General features: G+C 36.3%; 10 protein-coding genes, 1 tRNA gene and 1 pseudogene. 9 read left to right on the top strand and 3 right to left on the bottom strand.

Going from position 1 to position 17,017, the window contains the following annotated elements; translation table 11 throughout:
* The coding region (locus DEF52_RS06450; protein ID WP_237357318.1) for a transposase at positions 1 to 494 on the top strand (494 nt) is incomplete at its 5' end.
* A 117-nt stretch (positions 495 to 611) separates the two neighbouring features.
* On the opposite strand, the gene DEF52_RS01505 is transcribed toward DEF52_RS06450, so the two are convergent.
* Positions 612 to 3,443, bottom strand: coding sequence for a WPE palindromic element domain-containing protein (locus DEF52_RS01505; protein WP_179951356.1), 2,832 nt, complete (start codon positions 3,441 to 3,443; stop codon positions 612 to 614).
* A gap of 108 nt (positions 3,444 to 3,551) precedes the next feature.
* Here DEF52_RS01505 and DEF52_RS01500 point away from each other — a divergent pair, with 108 nt between their 5' ends.
* The 5 genes from DEF52_RS01500 to DEF52_RS01480 all read left to right on the top strand — a co-directional run bounded on the left by DEF52_RS01500 (position 3,552) and on the right by DEF52_RS01480 (position 12,111).
* Positions 3,552 to 6,527 (top strand): AIR synthase-related protein, encoded by a 2,976-nt coding sequence (locus DEF52_RS01500; protein ID WP_151807659.1) that lies wholly within the window; start codon positions 3,552 to 3,554, stop codon positions 6,525 to 6,527.
* 95 nt (positions 6,528 to 6,622) lie between these two features.
* Entirely contained in the window at positions 6,623 to 7,135 is a 513-nt protein-coding gene (locus DEF52_RS01495; RefSeq protein WP_006279733.1) for a hypothetical protein, read from the top strand.
* Between the two features lie 634 nt (positions 7,136 to 7,769).
* Positions 7,770 to 10,565, top strand: a complete 2,796-nt coding sequence (uvrA, locus tag DEF52_RS01490) for an excinuclease ABC subunit UvrA (RefSeq protein WP_151807658.1) — start codon at positions 7,770 to 7,772, stop codon at positions 10,563 to 10,565.
* Between the two features lie 54 nt (positions 10,566 to 10,619).
* Positions 10,620 to 11,264, top strand: a complete 645-nt coding sequence (locus tag DEF52_RS01485) for a hypothetical protein (RefSeq protein WP_151807657.1) — start codon at positions 10,620 to 10,622, stop codon at positions 11,262 to 11,264.
* Positions 11,265 to 11,379: 115 nt separating this feature from the next.
* On the top strand, positions 11,380 to 12,111 hold the full coding sequence (locus tag DEF52_RS01480; protein ID WP_151807656.1) for a ComF family protein: 732 nt from the start codon (positions 11,380 to 11,382) through the stop codon (positions 12,109 to 12,111).
* Between the two features lie 36 nt (positions 12,112 to 12,147).
* Here the strand turns inward: DEF52_RS01480 and DEF52_RS06720 are convergent, their stop codons facing one another.
* The gene (locus DEF52_RS06720; RefSeq protein ID WP_256437791.1) at positions 12,148 to 12,282 is read right to left on the bottom strand and encodes a hypothetical protein; all 135 of its coding nucleotides are present in this window, start codon (positions 12,280 to 12,282) and stop codon (positions 12,148 to 12,150) included.
* Between the two features lie 7 nt (positions 12,283 to 12,289).
* Positions 12,290 to 13,230, bottom strand: a pseudogene (locus DEF52_RS06965) (IS5 family transposase).
* A 264-nt stretch (positions 13,231 to 13,494) separates the two neighbouring features.
* On the opposite strand from DEF52_RS06965, the gene DEF52_RS01465 reads away from it, so the two are divergent.
* From DEF52_RS01465 to petA, 3 genes are all read left to right on the top strand, one after another.
* Positions 13,495 to 13,567 (top strand) — tRNA-Val (locus DEF52_RS01465).
* A 52-nt stretch (positions 13,568 to 13,619) separates the two neighbouring features.
* Positions 13,620 to 16,328 (top strand): DNA gyrase subunit A, encoded by a 2,709-nt coding sequence (gene gyrA, locus DEF52_RS01460; RefSeq protein WP_151807654.1) that lies wholly within the window; start codon positions 13,620 to 13,622, stop codon positions 16,326 to 16,328.
* Between the two features lie 86 nt (positions 16,329 to 16,414).
* Positions 16,415 to 17,014 (top strand): ubiquinol-cytochrome c reductase iron-sulfur subunit, encoded by a 600-nt coding sequence (gene petA / locus DEF52_RS01455; RefSeq protein WP_151807653.1) that lies wholly within the window; start codon positions 16,415 to 16,417, stop codon positions 17,012 to 17,014.
* Positions 17,015 to 17,017 lie beyond the last annotated feature (3 nt).

Here is a 17,017-nt window from a genome sequence, read left to right as displayed (position 1 = left end):
ACGTAATGTTGAATATAAACAACAAAAAAGCCATAGCTGTAAAATACAGTAACGGTGTCTACTCTGATCACTATGGAGCTTGTGATTTGCTAAAAGAAGTTGATTTTCAGCATGCCATAAAAGCACTATATGCAGATAGAGCATGTGATAGGCACAAGTTTTATAAGTTGTGTAACGAATATGATATAAAGACAAAAATTCCACCAATAAACAATGCGGCAGAACATCCAGAAATAGATTATATGTCTGACAGGAATGCTGCTATTAGGTTAATAAAATTATACGGTGAAGATGGCATGAAAGAATGGAAAAAAGAAGTAAATTATGGGAAAAGATCTTATATTGAAGGGTTTTTCTCAAGATTAAAGCAAATATTCGGATTTAGTTTTAGGAATAAATCTGAGATAAATCGAGAAAAAGAACTGCTAATCAAATGCTATTTGCTTAATAAATTCACTGATATTGGTATGGCTAAATTTGAGATAGTTACATGAATTTACCATAAATCACCATCTCATAAAGTGTGATGCAACAAAGCCATCCCAGTGTCTGGGCACTGGGATGACACCCTTTTGGATGGAAACCAGTGTCAGGTACTCGGATGACACCATTTACAACCACTCTCCTACCCTTTCTAGCTGTTTATAGCTGTTAAATCTCAGGAATTTATCAAAATATGGAGAGGCAATAAAGGGTGTGGAATTACTTAAATAATTAGATAAAAAATCTGGCAGATCATTCTGAAATTCTTGCATTTTTTGTCTATAATCTCGCAAAGAAATAACTTTTATTTTATCATAATCAAGTTTCCAATAAGCAAGTTCTGAGACTTCCCTTCCGGTCACATACTCTACCGCTAAAGCTTGCAAAATTAATTGCGGAAAAAACCCCGACATCACTTCTTCATTGGAAGGTGGTGAACCAAGTTTATAGTCTATAATTGCTACTTGCCCACTTGGTAGATACTCAACTCTATCACATCTTGCTGTCAGTAAGATTTCTTGTGGCCTATTTGTCATCCAAGCAGTTTCATACTGATCACAAGAACCAGTGTCACGCGCTGGAATATGAAATATCGGACAGGAAAAGTTCTTTTCCAACTCAACATAATTGCTTCGAGTTTCATCAAATTCGACAAAAGATTGAATTATCTTTTGTAGTCTTACCCACCACATATTTGAAAAATTAAACTGACTAGTCGAAAATGCTTCTCGTGCAATGCTCATTGGAGATTTTTTGTTGCGTAAATATCTTGCAAGAATGTTGTGTACCATAGTGCCAAATTCCAATATCGATGGCTTAAAATTCAAGTCTCTTAATTGTTTAAGGCCCAGTATATATTCAACGTAAAATGAATAAGGGTTGCGGATTAGCTTTTCTATTGCACTGCAAGACATCACCTGCATTTTTTCTTTTCTAACTTCGGTTTGAGGTTTTGGCATAGGCTGAGTACATGGAACAGTACATTCAGGCGTATTTAATACCCTCAGCCAATCACGATACGGCTGTTTCCCCTCCTTAAGCAGAATTTCCAAACGCTGCAATAGAATTGGTTTTCTATGGCTTAGCGATCTTGTAATATAAACCTTACTTGCACAAAACAAATTGTGTAAAGTATAAAAAAAATACCCCTGCTCTTCTTGCGCAGAAGGAAGGTTAAATTTTTCTCTCGTAAGTGCATTCACAAGCGGACTTTGAAAGCTTGGCGCTTCATTAAATCCAGCGAGTATTACAACTTTGTTGTGATATAAGCTGAATTTATTCAAGTCACTTGCTACAGAGAAAAACTCTTTCTCTAAAAATAAGGTCAGAATTTGGCTATATAACTCTAAGGAGCACTTAATTTCTATACCCTCACATGCATTCAAGAAATTACAGGTGAAATTACCTATTTCACTATTTAGCTCTGAAAAATTTATACCAGATAGCACATTAATACACTGCAAATGAGTTGCCACCACATCAGAAATAGGGCAATTTATAATGTTAAGTAAAGGATTAAATATAATCCCTAACTTACTGATAATAAGTAATATATCTTCTTTATGTTTTAGCTTTTTATGAGCATTGATAGCATTTATAATATCGCTCAGGCCATTTGTACTAAAGTTGCGTAATATCTCTATTTCAAATTCAGATAAAATCCGAGAGTACTCTTCTTGAGTGTAACCAAAAGTCACTAGCCTATGTTTAAGGAGCGAAAGTAATGCCACACTGCTCCAATTTGAGGTCAAAACTTCGATACTATAAAGTAGAAGCGTTATATAAGGATAATTTTCCGGTATGGCACTGTGTTGCCTTGATAAACATGCTATACGAGCTGCAAGTAATTTATCAAAGACAACCAAAGAAACGTTTTCATAACCTTCATTTTCTATAATTAATGATGTCACTTGTGCTTCTTCCTCTCTGGAATCACAAGTGATGACTTCAATATTGCCAATATGTCCACTACTAACTTTGCTTAGATCGGCAGTTGTATCAAAGACATAATCTAGCTCAGGACTTCCTGTCATCCCAGCCCTCTGATTTTTAGTGTACGAACATTGTAATTTGCAGGTAATTTGAGTAGTAGATGGTGTCATTCCAGTGCTTGACACTGGAATCCAGTTTCTATTGTACAGCCACCTGGTGCGTTCATTTAAAGTTAAGTTTTCTGGATCCCAGTGTCGGAGCACTGGAGAACACGCTTCTGGCAGAAAACTCACATCCCTTCTATCTACATTTAAATAATCGAGCAGATCTTTCAAACAATATTGATAGTGTTTTTTATCAAGCAATTTCCAGTCTTTCTCTTTAATTTTCAAATTCAGGTTAGGCAAAATTATTTCTCCAAACGGCAGGTCATATATAGCCTTAATTAACGACTTATCCTTTCCGATTCCAACAAAGATTATATGTTGGTCTTTTTGTAAAGAGGTTATCATACTGTTTATGTAATCACTCTTATGTTCTAATATATCTACTACTCCTAAATCTTTTAAAATTTTATTCCATGTTTCAATAAGTAAATTTATGAAACTTTCTATTTTTTTTGAATGTTCATCGAACTCTGCCATTTGGGTATACTGAATTTTATCAAGCAATGATGGCAGGCTATAAGCTAAATCAATTGGGAAATTATCATTATTTTTTCTATTCCATTCCAATATGAATTGAATGAGTAGCAGCGTCCTTTTTATTGGACTTATAACTTTAACTCTATCAAGATTTAATATTAAATCTTCCTCATCAATGTTCTCTAGCGAAACTATCTCTGGCAAAATTATGCATTTTTCAGCGTTATAATTCTTGAATGCATTGAGTAGCGCTATCACATCCCTCTTGCAAGGAAGTATGACCTTTATCTCGGGAATTTTTTCTCTTTCATATTCAGAAAATATGTGCTGAACCAGCACATCAAAAAGGGATTCATCCACATTAACAGTAAAAACTCTTCCCACTAACAGTAACAATTAATACAATACTTTTATTGTATAGAAATTATTTAAAATATAAATGTGCTCGCAGTTTCTTATGCTATGATATATTAAAGTCTTTCACAATATTACATGGCAAACATCAGAATAGAAGTTTTAAATAAATGTGAACAAGTTGGCCGCAGAAGGGTAGTTAATGTTTACTTGATTTACATAAGCAAAGAATTACCATCAAAATTACATGAAGAAATTTGTGGGCTATTTTATAATAAAGTCATACAAGACTGCCGTTATTATTCCTACAATGAAAACCTTGAAGAAGTTCAATATAACTTCATAGAACCACAAGCAAAGTGGGGCTTGGAGATAAGCTTTTTACCTGGCATGACTGACAATGTAGGCAACACAGCGAAACAAATTGTTAGAGAATATTTAATAAACAAGGACTACATTGATGAAAATGTTTGTATAAAAGCAAGAAGTTCAAAATTGATTCTAAGTCAAGCAACTGAAGATGATATAAAACAAGAATTTAATCCTATCACTGAGTATTGCATTCTTGTTTATAAAGAAAACGGCAATTGCTATTGGAGGCATTACGGTAAATTAAAAGGTGTCATCCCAGTGCCCAGACACTGGGATCCAGAAAACTTCAAGCAATTGTATAATGAAAACTGGATTCCAGTGTCAAGCACTGGAATGACAGAAGGTAGGGTTGGGATGACAGAGGATAGTACTAAGTCCGTTGACCTCAATGTAAGTGACCAAGAACTTGAGAAAATCAGCAGAGATGGAATCGATGGTAATGGCACTTTAGGGCTCTCTCTGGCAGCAATGAAAGCTATAAAGGATTACTTTAAAAAACTTAATAGAAATCCATATGATATTGAACTTGAGTCCCTAGCACAAACTTGGTCTGAACATTGTAAGCACAATATCTTTTGCTCTCCCATTGATGAAATAAAAGATGGCCTATACGCACATTATATTAAGCGTGCAACGCGTGAGATAAATTCTGACATATGCGTGTCAGTTTTCTCCGACAATGCCGGAGGAATAATTTTTAATGACGATTACTTAATCGTAGATAAAGTTGAAACTCACAATAGCCCTTCGGCGCTTGATCCGTTTGGTGGAGCAATGACTGGGGTACTTGGAGTAAATCGTGATATAGTTGGTTTCGGGAAAGGCGCGGAGCCTATAATGAATACCTATTACTTTTGCTTTGCCAAAGAAGCAAAAGGCAAGTTTTATAGGGACAAAGAGCGCACTGATGAGATCTTACCGCCAAAATATATAATGAAAGAAGTGATCCACGGTGTTAATGTTGCTGGTAATTGCTCTGGTATTCCAACGCAACTTGGATCGGTATATTTTGACGATAGATTTTGTGGCAAGCCGTTAGTTTTTGTTGGCAGTGTCGGAATTATTCCGCGCAACATAAATAACGCACCTTCACACATCAAAGGGCCTAAAAACAGCGATAAAATCGTAATTATTGGCGGAAGAGTTGGAAGAGACGGAATTCACGGTGCAACGTTTTCTTCAGAGGCTTTGTCGGGAAACAGCCCTTCAACGATTGTGCAAATTGGTGACCCTATAACACAAAAAAAACTATCCAATGCCGTCATAAAAGCAAGAGATCTTGGTCTTTATAATGCAATAACGGACAATGGAGCAGGTGGGCTGTCGTCGTCTATTGGTGAAATGGGAAAAGACGGATTTGAAGTTGATTTGAGCAAGGTTCTCCTTAAAAACGATGGTATGGCTCCGTGGGAAATATGGATATCAGAATCACAAGAGAGAATGACCTTAGCAGTGCCAGAAGAAAATCTCCCTATGTTTAAGCAAATCATGAAAAAACATGATGTGGAGGTTTGTGTGATTGGAGAGTTTAATGAGAGTGGTAAAGCCGTTGTTAAATGTCCTAAAGGGACAGTAATAATGGATATCGGAACTGAATTTCTGCATGATGGTAATCCTAAAATGCATTTACAGACAAAGCCGTGGTCTAAGGGGCTTCCAGCGCCACGCGCTGGAATGACAACAAGTTCGCCTTCTTTAGAAATTGAATTAAAAGAAATGTTAAGCAGACCAAACATTTGCAGTAAAGAGTTCATAGTGGTGCAATATGATCATGAGGTTCAAGGATCGTCAGTGTTAAAACCACTGCAAGGCAAGGGAAGAATGTGCAGCGAAGCTATTGTCTCAAGGCCTGTTCTTTCTTCAAATAAAGGTGTTGTAAAATCGCAAGGATTTGGCTCAAGTTATGGAGAAATTGACACCTACCACATGGCAGCATGTGCAATTGACACCGCGATACGCAACTATGTAGCCGCAGGAGGAAATATAAATCATCTAGCGTTGCTCGACAATTTTTGCTGGTGTGATGCTTATAATCCAGAAAGGTTGTGGCAACTAAAGAAAGCTGCAGAGGCTTGTTACGACTTCGCAACTGCATTTAAAACACCATTCATATCCGGAAAAGACAGTATGTTCAATGACTTCAAGGGATATGATGAAAATGGCGAGAAAGTGATAATCTCTGCACCACCTTCATTACTCATCTCAGCAATTGGAATTATAGAAAATATTGAAAATGCGGTATCGCTTGATGTAAAAATGCCAGGGGACTTGATATATGTGCTTGGAGAAACACTTGATGAACTTGGTAGATCTGAATATCAGTTATATAGTGGAATAGGTAATAACAACGTACCAAAAGTTGATGCAAAGAGCGCTAGGAAGTTGTATGAGCGTTACAACCAGGCAATAAAAGATGGCATAATTGCCTCTGCAATTGCACCAAACTTAGGCGGATTAGTTATTGCTCTGGCAAAATCGCTAATTGCAGGAGACCTTGGTGCTGAAATCGATCTTTCACTAGTGCCAATAGGAAAAATACAAAATACAGACATAATAAACAAGATAATAATGTTTTCTGAATCGCAAAGTAGAATTTTGGTTACTATTGCACCACAAAATCAGAAGAGGTTTGAAGAATTGTTTGAAGGTGCAGTTTATTCATGTATTGGCAAAGTAACAGAGAAAAAGGTGCTAAACATAAAGGATGTTTTAAAAGTAGATTTGAAAGATGTGGCATGCTAATATAAAATATTTTTCTTATTATGCTAAATAACTCTTTTACTATATGTAATGTTTATTTAGAATGAATGTATGTTATTAATTTTGGGTAGGTAATTATGTCTATTTTATCGATACTCCTGTTTATCAGTCTTTCTTTACTCAACACTTCAAATAAATTGATGATATGTGCTGCCTTATTTGTGGGAGCTGCTTTAGTTGTAAATTCAATGGTTGAATTTTATGGCAGAAGCAAAGCTACGTACAACTTAATAGTGTGTACAGCGCTATGTTGTGTTTTTAAATGGCAAAGTTTTAATTTGATGATATTGATTTCATATACTGCAATTTTAGTATCTCTTCTCTCAAGCATAATTATTTTTGAAAAATTGAAGTCCAAGTTGAATTTTCATATGGCAAATTTCATTACTTTAATTATAGCATCAGTGGTTGATAGTGCCGTTGTATGTGTTGGATTACTATACAAATTTTCTGCAGGTAAATGCTTATCAATATACATTAGAGATTTAATTTTTAAGTTTTCTTATGTGTCAGTATTGAGCATCTGCTTGTTTGTAGGAATGTATTTATTTTGCTTGGCGAACAAGAAGTATTTTAAGATTTCCACATAACCTGTTTTCTGATATAGCTAAACTGACTTTGGGTCCTGGGGGTGTATTTGGTGGTCCTAATACGTAACAACAGTTTAGAATTTATAGGTAGCCTAAACCCACAACTGTACAAACACTATGATTTGAGCCTATCAGGGGGGTGTCATTCCAGTGCCCAGACACTGGAATCCAGAAAAAAGAATGGTGTCATCCCAGTGCTTGACACATAGCTGTACGAACATTCATTTTTGAAGGTAAATTGCACAGCAAATGGTGTCATTCCAGTCTGGAATCCAGAAATTTTGCTTATAACTGAGCTGATGAGCTAAAGGTAGTTGTCTTACGCTAAAACAAACGTTTTTAATTAAGTTGCATAGAACCAGTGTCTGGGCACTGGCCCACTGGTGGGAATTGCTCCTAAACTACAACGTTCGTACAGCTATGTGCTTGACACTGGGATGACATCATAGGGGCACTGGCCTACTTAACCGTCATACCGTCGCGGTATCTCAGCCGCTAACAAGTAGCGGAATGACGATTTATCAAACGCTGCTTAATTTTCCGTAACAGTTGAAAAAATCAATAGAAAATCAATATATCACTATAAATTCACGTATTTTGAGGCTATAATGGTTAATACGCTATATGGTATAATATGGACGATTTTATCAGAGTTAAGGGCGCAAGGGAACATAATCTGCAAGGTGTAGACGTCAATATACCGAAAAATAAGCTAGTTGTTATAACTGGGCTAAGTGGTTCTGGCAAGTCTAGCCTTGCATTTGATACGATTTATGCAGAAGGCCAACGCCGGTACGTTGAAAGCCTGTCAGCTTACGCGCGTCAATTTCTCAACATTCAGGATAAACCAGATGTTGAGTCGATTACAGGTCTCTCTCCTGCAATATCTATCAACCAGAAATCGATCTCAAAAAATCCAAGGTCAACAGTTGGAACTGTTACCGAAATTTACGATTACTTGCGCTTAGTATATGCACGAATAGGAGTTCCTTATTCACCTGCAACTGGATTACCAATAACAAAACAAACGGTGTCTCAAATTGTAGATACTATAATTGCGTTACCTTTAGAAACTAAGATATATATACTTGCCCCTGTTGTGCGTGGTAGAAAGGGAGAACATCTTAAAGAGATATTGGAAATTAAAAGACAAGGTTACGTAAGGTTCAAAATAGATGGTGAAGTGTACAATGTAGATGACTTGCCTAAACTCGATAAGAACAAGAAACACGACATTTTTGTGGTTGCAGATAGAATATCAATATTGGGCGATATAGGAAATCGACTGCCAAGTAGTATAGAATCCGCACTAAAACTTGGTAATGGTCTAATGTATGTAGAAATAGTAAACCTACCTGACAACCATAATTCCGAGTATAAAAATGGTCAAATTCTGACTTTTTCAGAGAATTTTGCATGCCCCGAGTCTGGTTTCACTCTTGAGGAAATAGAACCAAGATTATTTTCTTTTAACAGCCCTTACGGTGCATGTGGTTCGTGTAATGGGCTTGGTAAAAAGCTGGCTATTGATGTGAAGCTGATAGTGCCAGATGAAACTCTTTCAATATCTGAAGGCGCTTTAAAGCCAGTGGGATCAATGTTCCGTCAAGTGCACACAGGTTATGGATTTTTAAAAAGTGCAATTCTATCACTGGCTGAAAATTGTAAATTTAGCCTTGATGTTCCGTGGAAGAACATAGATCAAGAAGTAAAAGATATGATACTCTTTGGCTTCGGTAAATTTCAAGGTTTGGTCAGTATCTTAGAAAACCAGATGGATTATGATGAAACGCTTGTTGAGCGATATTGCTCTGTTACTCACTGCAGAGAATGCACTGGCTATAGATTGAGAAAAGAAGCGCTTACAGTAAAAATTGATAGCAAACATATAGGTGAAATATCAGGGCTTAGTATCGATGAATCCCTTAAGTGGTTTGAAAATTTGCCAGACAAGCTCACAGAACAACAGAAGCAAATCTCAAATAAAATACTAAGTGAAATAATCAAGAGGCTAACATTTTTAAAGAATGTAGGGTTGAATTACCTAACGCTTGATCGAGAATCTAGCACTCTCTCTGGTGGCGAGAGTCAGAGGATTAGACTTGCTTCGCAAATTGGCTCAGGATTAACGGGGGTTTTATATGTTCTTGATGAACCCTCGATTGGCCTTCATCAATGTGATAATGATCGGTTAATTGCCACACTAAAAAACTTAAGAGACATGGGTAACACTGTAATCGTTGTTGAGCATGATGAAGATACAATAATGGCTGCTGATTATGCGATTGATATTGGTCCTGGAGCTGGCGTAAATGGTGGAAAAGTTGTTGCAGAAGGAACACCAGACCAGGTGCAAAGAAATTCGGGGAGCATAACAGGGCAATATTTGAGTGGAGAGAAAAAAATTTTAATTCCAAGGAGAAGAAAGCAAGCAACTCAGTTCATAAAAGTAATAAATGCATGTGAAAATAACTTAAAAAATGTGAACGTTAAATTTCCTATAGGGAATCTTATTTGTGTTACTGGAATATCAGGAGGGGGAAAATCAAGTTTAGTCATAGAAACGTTATATAAATATTCAGCACATAAGATACATCATTCGTCTGCAAGGTATGGTCAGTGTGATAGAATAGAAGGCCTTGAATATATAGATAAAGTTATAGAAGTTGATCAGTCGCCAATTGGTAGAACTCCTGCGTCAAATCCAGCAACATATGTTGGTATGTTCACTCATATAAGAAATTGGTTTGCAGGTTTTTCGGAGTCAAAAGCAAGGGGATATAATATAGGCCGGTTTTCATTTAATACCAGAGGGGGAAGGTGTGAGGCTTGTAAAGGTGATGGGCACTTAAAGATAGAGATGCATTTTCTACCGGACGTTTATGTGAAGTGTGAGCAATGTAAAGGGCGAAGGTATAATCGGGAAACATTGGAAGTTACTTATAAAGAAAAATCAATCTCTGATGTGCTTGATATGACGATAGATCAAGCTTGTGTTTTTTTTGAAAACCTTCCAATGGTAAAAGAAAAGTTGGTTTCTTTGCAGGAAGTGGGACTTGGCTATATAAAACTCGGACAGTCGTCAACAACGTTGTCTGGGGGGGAAGCACAACGAATAAAGCTATCTAAAGAGCTATCAAAACGATTTACCGGAAGAACATTGTATATTCTTGATGAACCAACAACTGGATTACACTTTGAAGATATAAATAACTTACTAAAAATACTCCATAGATTAGTCGATCTGGGAAACACTGTTATAGTTATCGAGCACAATTTGCACGTTATAAAAACTGCAGATTATATAATAGACATCGGACCAGAGGGCGGAATAAAAGGCGGAGAAGTGATTGCTACTGGAACTCCAGAAGAAGTGGTAAAAATTCCAGAAAGTGTTACAGGCAGGTATCTTAAAACGTATTTATTATAAACTATTTCTTAATTATATTAGGCTAGGTTGCATATTTATGATTTGGAGATAAGAATGTCAGTATATCGATACTTTAGAAGGTACGTTGAATATGGAGTTGTACCTGCTAAGAAAGCAGAAGATAACACACTAGTTCCAGAAAATAGTTTCTATAAGTCCGTACATTACGTTGATAATGTGCTAGGATCTGTGAAAGATGTAATTTGTGGAGTTGAGAGTAAAGACGATTATAACAAGTATTATAAAAACAATGATAAATGTGAATACGTGGGCCACAGAGCAGAGAGAGTGTATTCATTGTGTACACTGGGTGCTGTTTTAGCAGCCAACATAATATTGCAACCTTTACTTTTGATAGTGGCATGTTTGTCATACTTTCCAGTCAAGTTATTGTCAAAAATAACAGGGGACTATTGTTTTAAAACGGATACAAAATCATTCGTTAATTATTCAAACATATTTTTAGAAATGGGGCAAGATTGTGCTAATGCAGTAGCTAGAGTATTTAACAAGATTGTAAGTTATGCTTGCGCTGCTATCATTTGGGCTGCCGCGTCAATCATAACGCCACTTGTGTGGGCTTGTGACAAAGTGCAAAGTAAGTTGAGTGAAGTACAGAAGCCAGAAAAACATCAATTTTTATCTAAGGATAATTCAAAGACTACTTCAGTCAATGGTATACCACAAACTGAGTTATAAGTTCTGCTTTTCAGCAGCATGAACTATATTGAAATGGAATAAAAAGTGAAAGAGTGTAAGCTTAAGTTACTTTAGCTATACTATATAAATTATTTTATAATATATTTAATGAGTTGTGAACCTTCTCTTACTAAAAAAAGCTACAAATCTCATATTTCCAAGCGTATGCGTAAGTTGCGAATGTATCATTGATGAAAATCTTAATCTGTGTAGTGAATGCAACAAAAAAATCAATTTTCTAACTAAGCATTACTGCAATGTTTGTGGCGTAGTAATCTCAGACAATATTTATACGTGTGGTAAGTGCATCATCAATCCTCCACCGTTTAAAGTATTAAGATCAGTTTTTGCTTATGATCAACATAGTAGAAACATGATTATAAATTTCAAATTTTTTGATAATTTGAATTACGTAAAAATCTATGCAAAGTGGATACACCAAGCTAATCAGGATACATTTCAGAACGCAGAGATCATAATTCCTATACCGTTACATAAAATGCGCTTGTTTAAACGTAAATATAATCAAGCAGCACTGCTTGCAAAAGAATTGAGTAAGTTGTCCAATTTATCCTATACGCCATTTGCAATAAAACGCCTTCGCCATACTGCGCCTCAAGCTGGTCTTTCACTTAAACAGCGTGAAAAAAATTTAAAGAAGGCTTTTAGTATAAGCAACAAAGAAATTATCGAAAATAAAATCGTGATATTAGTTGACGATGTGGTAACAACCGGAGCAACTGTAAGATCTTGCTCTCAGGAAATTTTAAACTCCGGTGCAAAAGAAGTGAGAGTGCTATCACTTGCAAGAACGGTGAATGATTGGACCTCTTGCATAAAAAATTAGCAGTCAGTATCATCCAAGTAGCTTGACTACTTGGATCTATTTTTTTCTAGATTCCAGCGCCAGCGTCACGCACATAGCTGTACGAACATTGTTTGCCAAGGAGGGTGTCATCCCAGTGCTTGACACTGGGATGGCTTTGTTGCATCGCTCTTCGGATAGTAGGTAACGCACAATAAATTTATGAAGTTATCTCAAATTTAGCCATACCAATATCAGTGAACTTATTGAGCAAATAGCATTTAACAAGTAGTTCCTTCTCTCTATTTGTCTCAGATTTATTCCTAAAACTAAACCCGAATGTTTGTTTCAGTCGCGAGAAAAAACTTTCTATATAAGATCTTTTTCCATAACTCATCTCTTTTTTCCACTTCTTTATACCATCTTCATCATATGACTTTATGAGCTTGACTGCAGAATTTCTCTCAGCCATATAGTCTAACTTTGGATGCTCTGCTGCGTTGTTTTTCGGAGGAATTTTCGTTTTTATACCATATTGATTACACAGCTTATAGAGCTTTTCTCTGTCATATGCCCTATCTGCATATAGTACTTTTATGACATACTGAAAATCGACTTCTTTTAGCAAATCACAAGCTCCATAGTGATCAGCCGTTACTGTATTTTACAGCTATGGCTTTTTTGCTGTTTGTATTCAACATTACATGCAATTTTCTTGTCTGTTCATAGCTGCGATACTTTCTATCTTCGCTATTTTCTTTGCTATGACCAGGAGTGTTGTTGTATATACTAATTCCTGTACTGTCTATAGCAATTTCGATATCTTCCATATTATTTTCTGCAATCATTGATCTTAATATTGAGTTTCTTAAACCTTCTTGATGATTGTGAATAGCTGATAACTTGCAAATTTTTCCCAATTTGCTCAAGGTATCCTGCTATAAACCCAACTGTTTGCCTCAGGCCTATTCTAAATAAACAAGTTATTATGTGCACCAAAATTACAACTTTATCGCTATAAATATTGTTGCCACCTGGTATTTTTGGACCATTCTCGTACCACTTTTCTATGGCTTCGTTGATATAATGAAAAATATTTCCTCTTTTTTCTAGAAATTTGTTATATTCGCTATGGTTACTGACCCTCATTTTTTGTGGCATATTTTTTCTTTCAAGGTTAAATGGCTATTTTATAATGAATTTTGTCAGTAGCCACCAGATTTTTTCAGTTGCTATGCAACAAAGCCATCCCAGTGTCGGCTACTTGGATGACACCATTTATTGTAAGGACTTACCTCACATTTACTCTATGATTATCTTTTTAGATCACCTTGTCTACCTATTTTGCCACTCTGCTGAACGGATACAATTTATTGCTATTTTTGTTTACAATAATAATATTGAGCTATAGAATTAGATCTAAAGGGGCAATTAGCTCAGCTGGTAGAGCATCTCGTTTACACCGAGGAGGTCGGCAGTTCAAGTCTGTCATTGCCCATTTGCTTAACTGAATGTTAGTATTATTAATTACTTCAATTAAAGTGTAGAAAATGCAGGATAATATAGTACCAATCTCAATAGTAAAAGAGCTGGAAGATTCTTATCTTTCCTACGCAATGAGCGTTATCATAAGCCGGGCTATACCTGACGTGCGGGATGGATTTAAACCTGTTCACAGGCGCATATTATATGCAATGTCAAGAGCTGGATTCGATGCCGGTAAGCCATATAAAAAAGCGGCTCGTATAGTTGGGGACGTAATGGGGAAATATCACCCACATGGTGATGCAGCTATTTACGATTCCTTGGTTAGAATGGCCCAAGATTTCTCTCTTCTTTTACCACTTGTTGATGGGCAAGGTAACTTTGGTTCGATAGATGGAGATCCACCAGCTTCAATGCGATACACAGAAGCAAGACTTCAAAAAGTGTCGCACTTTTTACTGAATGATATTGATGAAGATACAGTTAATTTTAGGCCAAACTACGATGGAAATGAAACAGAACCAGTTGTGCTGCCTGCAGAGTTTCCGAATCTATTGGTAAACGGTGCAAGTGGTGTTGCAGTTGGTATGGCAACCAATATTCCTTCTCATAATCTTGGAGAAATAATAGATGCTTGTATATTATATGTAAATAATCCTGAAGTTACTTTGGATGAGTTACTTGAAGTGATGCCAGGGCCGGATTTTCCAACTGGGGGAACAATTCTTGGAAGGTCTGGAATAAGATCAGCATTTGCAACTGGTCGTGGATCAATTGTTGTGCAAGGCAAGACTCATATAGAAGATCTGCCACAAGATAGGCAAGCAATAGTGATTGATGAAATACCTTACCAGGTAAATAAAGTAAAATTAATTGAGAAGATAGGTGAGCTTGTAAAAGAAAAAAGAATTGATGGTATAACAGAAATTAGGGATGAGTCCGATAAGTCTGGTATTAGAGTAGTAATTGACCTCAAAAGAAATGCTGAAGCAAGTTTTATACTTAATCAAATATTGGGGCTAACTCCACTAAGAAGTAGTTTTAGTGTTAACACTTTAGTGCTCAATAACAACAGGCCTGCTTTGATGTCATTGAAAGAAATCATAGAGGCCTTTATTGATTTTAGAAAAGAAGTGTTAATCAGGAGAACAGAATTTCGTCTAAGAAAAACGAGAGAAAAAGCTCATATATATATAGGGCTCTACATTGCGGTCCTCAGCATAGATGAAGTGATAAAAATCATCCGCGGTGCAAAAGATCCTGCGGAAGCAAGTAGAGAACTTTTAAATAAAGAATGGAAAACTTCGAATGAAATCAACACTATTATCGAGTTGATTTCAGATAGCGCAAGCTTTTTGAAAGATGGAGTGTATAGATTAACTGAGCTACAAATTAAAGCTATCCTTGATATGAAACTGCAGCGTTTAACAGGCCTTGAAAAAGACAAATTAGAAGCTGAGCTAAGTTCAATGATCAACCTGATAAAAGAATATATCGCTTTTCTTGGCTCAGAAGAGAAGTTGATGAAGGAAATAAAAAACAATCTACAAGAAATAAAGAACAGATTTGCTGTGCCGCGAAAAACTTCAATAGAGGAATCAGATACGGACATTGAAGCTGAAGATCTAATTCCACAAGAGGATATGGTGATAACCGTAACTATGAATGGTTATATCAAGCGTGTGAAGCTTTCTCACTACAGAACTCAGCGTCGTGGTGGAAAAGGAAAGCTAGGACAGGGATTAAAAGAAGAAGACGTAATTACAGAATTATTTGTGACAAATACTCACACTAGCGTTTTGTTCTTCTCTAACATTGGTCGAGTTTATAGATTAAAAGTTTATAAGTTACCTCTTGCAGAGCCAACTGCACGTGGAAGAGCGCTTGTTAATATATTCCCGCTTAGCGATGGTGAAACTATAACTAATATCATGCCGTTACCAAGTGAAAATGATGAAAATCAAAACATAGTTTTTACTACTGCCTATGGAAACATAAGGCGCAACTCTTTGGCGGACTTTCACTATATTCCAAGCAATGGAAAAATAGCAATAAAGCTCGATGAAGGAGACAAATTAATATCGGTTAAAGTATGCAATGAAATTGATCATGTTTTTCTTTCAACAAGATTCGGCAAAAGTATCAGATTTGTTGTAAGTGATGTGCGTCAATTTAAAAGTCGCAATTCAGATGGCGTAAGAGGTATCAAACTTGCAAAGAATGACAGCGTGATATCCATGACCATATTAAATGGGATAGGTGTAGCAACAGAAACAAAAGAACTTTACTTAAAAGTTCCACTTGCAAAAAGACTGGGAACTGCAATTAATAACTCCATTGATTCTAAATTGGAAAAGACTTTGAATGATTTAGGAATAGATAACGAATTATTCTTAAAACTTGCAGTGAATGAGGAGTTTATATTAACTATTACCGAAAATGGCTTTGGTAAAAGAACTTCTGCGTATGAGTATAGAATAACTAACAGGGGTGGTGTTGGTATCACCAATATTCTTACTACTAGCAGAAACGGTAATGTTATTGCTAGTTTTCCAGTTGAGCAGGGTGATAATATAATGCTTATTACAGATAAAGGAAAGTTAATTCGTATTTCAGTAAATGATATCAGGATTGCAGGACGTAGCACTCAGGGAGTAACTCTATTTAAAACAGAAAGTAGAGAAAAGGTGGTGTCAGTAGCGAAAATTGAAGATCCTGATTCCACTGAAGATAGTATTTCTGAAGTTGAAAACTCTATCTCTTCTCAACTGTAGTACAGGTTAAACAAAAAGCGCAAGTTTTTGTTGATTAATACGCAGTATTTAAATTAAAATATATACTTATGGCTAAGTAAAGATCAATGGACAAAAATTTAACTAAAAATAAAAAACCACTGGCAGACAAAGAGGATAAAAAAACACCTCCTGTTAAAGATCTTACTAAAAATAAGAGTAGGAGAGATTTTATAACATTAACTACATGCGCTATGGCAGGTATAGGAGCTGTAAGTGGGCTTTGGCCACTGGTTAAATCTATGAATCCTTCTGCTGAAGTTCTAGCAACTTCCACAGTGGAAGTGAATTTGTCTGGAATTCAGGAAGGACATGGAGTAAAAGTAAAGTGGCAAGGTAAACCAGTATTCATTCGTAGGCGCACAAAGCAAGAAATTGAGGCTGCAAGAGCTGTGAATGTGAAGAGCTTGAGGGATCCTCAATTAGATGAGCAGAGAGTATACGAAGGAAAAGACGAATGGTTAATCATGATCGGAATATGTACACATCTTGGGTGTGTACCGGTTGACCACGCTACAAGAGATGGTAATGGTTGGTTCTGTCCTTGCCACGGTTCATATTATGATACATCAGGCCGAGTGATTGGGGGTCCTGCACCAAAAAATATGGTTGTACCTGATTATTTTTTTCCCAGTGAGAATGTTGTAGTAATTGGCAAGAAGGCTTAACGG

The sequence above is a fragment of the Wolbachia endosymbiont of Nasonia oneida genome, from assembly GCF_009012935.1.
GTDB classification, from domain to species: domain Bacteria; phylum Pseudomonadota; class Alphaproteobacteria; order Rickettsiales; family Anaplasmataceae; genus Wolbachia; species Wolbachia pipientis.
The sequence above is the reverse complement of the archived record's forward strand: the minus strand, read 5'-3'. Positions and strand labels throughout refer to the sequence as shown.

Excerpts from the sequence above, each read along its gene's own strand:
- DEF52_RS01500 (WP_151807659.1), top strand. The coding sequence starts at position 3,552 with ATGGCAAACATCAGAATAGAAGTTTTAAATAAATGTGAACAAGTTGGC.
- petA (WP_151807653.1), top strand. The coding sequence starts at position 16,415 with ATGGACAAAAATTTAACTAAAAATAAAAAACCACTGGCAGACAAAGAG.
- gyrA (WP_151807654.1), top strand. The coding sequence starts at position 13,620 with ATGCAGGATAATATAGTACCAATCTCAATAGTAAAAGAGCTGGAAGAT.
- DEF52_RS01495 (WP_006279733.1), top strand. The coding sequence starts at position 6,623 with ATGTCTATTTTATCGATACTCCTGTTTATCAGTCTTTCTTTACTCAAC.
- DEF52_RS01485 (WP_151807657.1), top strand. The coding sequence starts at position 10,620 with ATGTCAGTATATCGATACTTTAGAAGGTACGTTGAATATGGAGTTGTA.
- uvrA (WP_151807658.1), top strand. The coding sequence starts at position 7,770 with ATGGACGATTTTATCAGAGTTAAGGGCGCAAGGGAACATAATCTGCAA.